Source organism: Variovorax gracilis (assembly GCF_030317115.1).
GTDB classification, from domain to species: Bacteria; Pseudomonadota; Gammaproteobacteria; order Burkholderiales; family Burkholderiaceae_C; genus Variovorax; species Variovorax gracilis.
Genome location: NZ_JASZYF010000077.1, coordinates 1 through 3,563 on the forward strand (window position 1 = coordinate 1; position 3,563 = coordinate 3,563).

General features: G+C 62.2%; 5 protein-coding genes. All 5 read left to right on the forward strand.

Annotated elements, in window-relative coordinates; genetic code table 11:
* Positions 1 to 153: 153 nt before the first annotated feature.
* Complete coding sequence (locus tag QTH97_RS36665; RefSeq protein WP_286573681.1) at positions 154 to 420, forward strand: hypothetical protein; 267 nt, start codon at positions 154 to 156, stop codon at positions 418 to 420.
* Between the two features lie 15 nt (positions 421 to 435).
* Positions 436 to 1,176: a DUF3047 domain-containing protein gene (locus tag QTH97_RS36670; RefSeq protein WP_286573682.1), complete on the forward strand. Its 741-nt coding sequence runs from the start codon at positions 436 to 438 to the stop codon at positions 1,174 to 1,176.
* 135 nt (positions 1,177 to 1,311) lie between these two features.
* A complete protein-coding gene (locus QTH97_RS36675) occupies positions 1,312 to 1,896 on the forward strand; it encodes a hypothetical protein (protein ID WP_286573684.1) in 585 nt (194 codons plus the stop codon).
* Positions 1,897 to 1,993: 97 nt separating this feature from the next.
* Positions 1,994 to 2,722, forward strand: a complete 729-nt coding sequence (locus tag QTH97_RS36680; protein ID WP_286573686.1) for a DUF2092 domain-containing protein — start codon at positions 1,994 to 1,996, stop codon at positions 2,720 to 2,722.
* A 331-nt stretch (positions 2,723 to 3,053) separates the two neighbouring features.
* Positions 3,054 to 3,380 carry a hypothetical protein gene (locus tag QTH97_RS37215; RefSeq protein WP_444813521.1) on the forward strand — a complete coding sequence of 109 codons (327 nt, stop codon included), beginning with the start codon at positions 3,054 to 3,056 and terminating at the stop codon, positions 3,378 to 3,380.
* Positions 3,381 to 3,563: the final 183 nt, after the last annotated feature.

A 3,563-nucleotide genomic window follows, 5' to 3' on the forward strand; every position in this document is an offset into this window, starting at 1 on the left:
CTTCGGTGAATGTGTCAGGGCCGCGCATCGGAGCAGGTTTCGTGAGTCTGCAAAGACAACGCCTCAGGTCCACTTTCGGGAGACCTTCGAGTGAGATATTTCAGCAGCCTGCTAGATGACCGCTTTCTAAATCAGGAGAAAAGGAGAATTCAAATGATCGAAAGATATGGACCTTGGAACCGGACCACCGGCTTGTTGGTCGCAGCCGTGCTCCTGGCGCTTTCGAGCGTTGCCCTGGCCACCGATCAGTCGCAGCAACGCCAACACGGCAGGAGCGCCAATCAGGCTGCCAAACAGGACGCCCGCTCGGACAAGGTGGATTGCCGGGCCGAAGACCAGAAGAGTAACGCCGCGTGCCGGCAGGAGAAGCGCAACACGAAGCAAGACGGTCGACAGGAAAAGCGAGACATCAAGTACTGACGGATTGCCGATCTCATGACCAAATCCCGGCGCTTCGTCGTGACATGCATCTCGACGGTCTTCGTGACGGCCGTCGCTGCGGGCCAGGATCCGGGATCGCCTTGTCGACCCCGCGATCTCGCATTCGATGACAAGAGCGCGGCCTGGACGCATGTACCTCTGTCCAAGATGAAGCATGACACGGTGTACGAGGTGGTGCACGAGGGCGACCGCTCGGCGGTGCTGCGCGCCACCGCAGACCGATCAGCCTCGCTATTCGTGGCGCGGCTTCAGCCTTCGCTGCGCCCGCCCATGACCCTCAGCTGGGATTGGAAGGCCCACGCATTGATTGCTGGCGCTGACAACCGCGACAAGGACCGTGAGGACGCGCCACTGCGTGTGCTGGTGGCCTTCGACGGCGATGTTGCCAGCCTGCCTGATGCGGAGCGAAAAAGATTCAGTCGAGCGAAGAATCTGGCCCGCCGCGAGATGCCTTATGCGGTGCTGGTGTACATCTGGACCGATCACGTCCCGGTGGGCACATGGATCTCCTCCGCGCACACGAGCCAGGTCAAGATGCTTGTTGTCTCCTCATGGGCAGGCGACCTAGGCCGCTGGCAATCGGTGCAGCGCAATCTTTCCGACGACTACAAGAGGGCCTATGGCGCCGAACCGGGCCCAGTGTTGGCTGTAGCCGTGATGACCGACACGGACAACACCGGCACCATGGCGGTGGGAAGCTACTCAAGCATCCGCGTCGATTGCGAGAGCCGCTGATTCTTATGTCGCGGGCTCTTGGCGTACCGATCCAGCAGGCGGATCTAATTCCCGTGGATTGACGGACGTCAATGTGGCGGTCACAAAGTTGCCGACAATCGCGGCGTGGCTCGCCACATCCAGAAAGAAATTCTCATGAAGCTCCTGACATCGCTCACGGCCTCGGTGGTGCTCGGCACGTTATTGCCTCTCGCCATCTCGAAGGACCAATCAGGCACTGAGATCACCGCTTCGACCAGGCCCGGTACGGGAACCATCAAGGAACTGGTCAAGGCCACTGGCGTCGTCGAGGCCATCGATCTTCAGACGCGCCATGTAACCATCAAGAATGCGAACGGCAAGCTGATTCCGCTGGCCGTCGGCCCGGAGGCGCGCAACCTCGAACACGTCAAGGTCGGCGACCGGGTCACGGTCCGCTACGCACAGGCCTTGACGCTTACGCTGGTGAAGGACGGCAATGAAATACGCAGCAGGGTCGATTCACCGGTGACCGGCAGCAGGACCGCGAAAGGCGAACGCCCGGGCGGGTCGATGGGCAGGCAAGTCGAAGTCACTGCGAATGTGGTCGCCGTAAACCGAAAGACCAAGATGGTCACGCTGCGCGGGCCGGAGTATGAGGTCGACCTGAAAGTGCGGGATGCAGATCAACTGAAGATGATCAAGGTCGGCGATCAAGTGCACGCGACCTACACCGAAGCAGTGGCGCTTTCGATCGACTGACGAGCGCCATCAGCGTTGACCGGCGTCGGGCAGGCCGCTCATCCCCCAAGGAGTACAAATGAACCCCGGAAGACTCGCAGCCTCCGTACTCGCGCTGGTGCTGACGGCACCGGTCGTCGCACAAACCGCGCCGGCCCCTGCTGCCCCGCCCGCCGGCAATACCGTCGACCCGGCGTCAATCCAGGCTCTCAAGGACATGGGCGCCTACCTGCAGACGCTGGATCGCTTCCGGACATCGACGTCGCTGACGGCCGAACGAGTGCTGAGCGACGGCCAAAAGCTGATGCACACCGCATCGGCTACGGTCGAGGCAGCGCGTCCGAACAGGTTACGCGCCCGCATGTGGAGCGTTCGCTCCGAGCGCGAAATCCTCTATGACGGCAAGACGGTCACGCTGTACGCGCCCGCTCAAAAGTACTACTCGACCGTTGAGTTCTCCGAGCCCAACAGCGTACTCGTCGAGAAGCTCGAAGAGCAGTACGGCGTCGAGATCCCGATGTCCGATCTGTTCACGTGGGGCACCCCCGCGGCGCCGGTCGACAAGATCGAGTCGGCCATGAATGCCGGGCAGGACATCATCGGAAACAGTCTCTGCGACCACTACGCGTTTCGCCAGGGCGACTTCGATTGGCAGGTCTGGATCACGACCGGCGGCAAACCTTTGCCGCGCAAGCTCGTGATCACCAATCGACGTGACGACGCGCGCCCGCAATCGATCAGTGTCATCGACTGGAATGTGGACCCGTCGTTCAATGAAGCGACGTTCAAGTTCAGGCCACCGAAGGGTGCGACCCGCATCGAAATTGTCCCGGTTAAGTCCAGGTAGAGGAGCGGTGACCATGAAGCGATCATTCAGCAGGATGCTTGCGGTTCCCGCGGGCCTACTGGTTCTCGTGAGTTTCGCGCTGATCCCGGCGGCCGAGGCGGCGCGGGACGGTGGCGGCGGAGGGAGGGGAGGTGGAGGAGGTGGAGGCGCTCGCGCAAGCGCGGGCGGAGGTGGTGGTGCCCGCGCGAACGCGGGAGGAGGCGGCGGCGCTCGCGCCGGTGGCGCTGGCGCTGGCGCTGCATCGTCTGGCGGAGGCAGGCAGGGTGCGCAGGGTGCGCAGGTCAACAATAGCAGGGCCGACGTGCGGACCAATGATGTCCGCAGCACCAGCGTGAACAATGTCAACAGCAATCGCAGTGCCAACGTCAACGCCAATCGCAACACCAACGTCAACGCCAATCGGAATGTCAACGTCAATGTCAGCGGCAACAATAATTGCTGCGGTGGCGGGTGGGACAATGACTACCACCCTGTGGCCGGTGCGATGGCCGTCGGGGCCGCTGTCGCCGTGACCTCGGCAGTGGTCGGCTCAGTCGTGCGCTCCGTGCCGGCCAACTGCGTCCCCGTCAACTACGGCGGCATGGTGTACCAGCAATGCGGCAGCCAGTGGTATCAGCCGCAGGGGTCTCAATTCGTGGTGGTGAATCCGCCTTATTGACAGGACCTCGCCGTTGTTGACGGTGCGATGGAGCATGGCTTGGTGCCACCGAATTAGAAAGAGACGCGCATACCCAGGTCGTAGCCATACGACTTGTCCGGCACCGGCGCGAAGCCATTGATGACCGGCGTGAAATAGGCCGGGCCCCCGACCGTCAGGGCGGCGCCGTTCTTGTTGCTCAGG

What these genes read in the sequence shown, in the direction of transcription:
- QTH97_RS36665 (WP_286573681.1), top strand. Translation starts at nt 154, where the DNA reads ATGATCGAAAGATATGGACCTTGGAACCGGACCACCGGCTTGTTGGTC.
- QTH97_RS36670 (WP_286573682.1), top strand. Translation starts at nt 436, where the DNA reads ATGACCAAATCCCGGCGCTTCGTCGTGACATGCATCTCGACGGTCTTC.
- QTH97_RS36675 (WP_286573684.1), top strand. Translation starts at nt 1,312, where the DNA reads ATGAAGCTCCTGACATCGCTCACGGCCTCGGTGGTGCTCGGCACGTTA.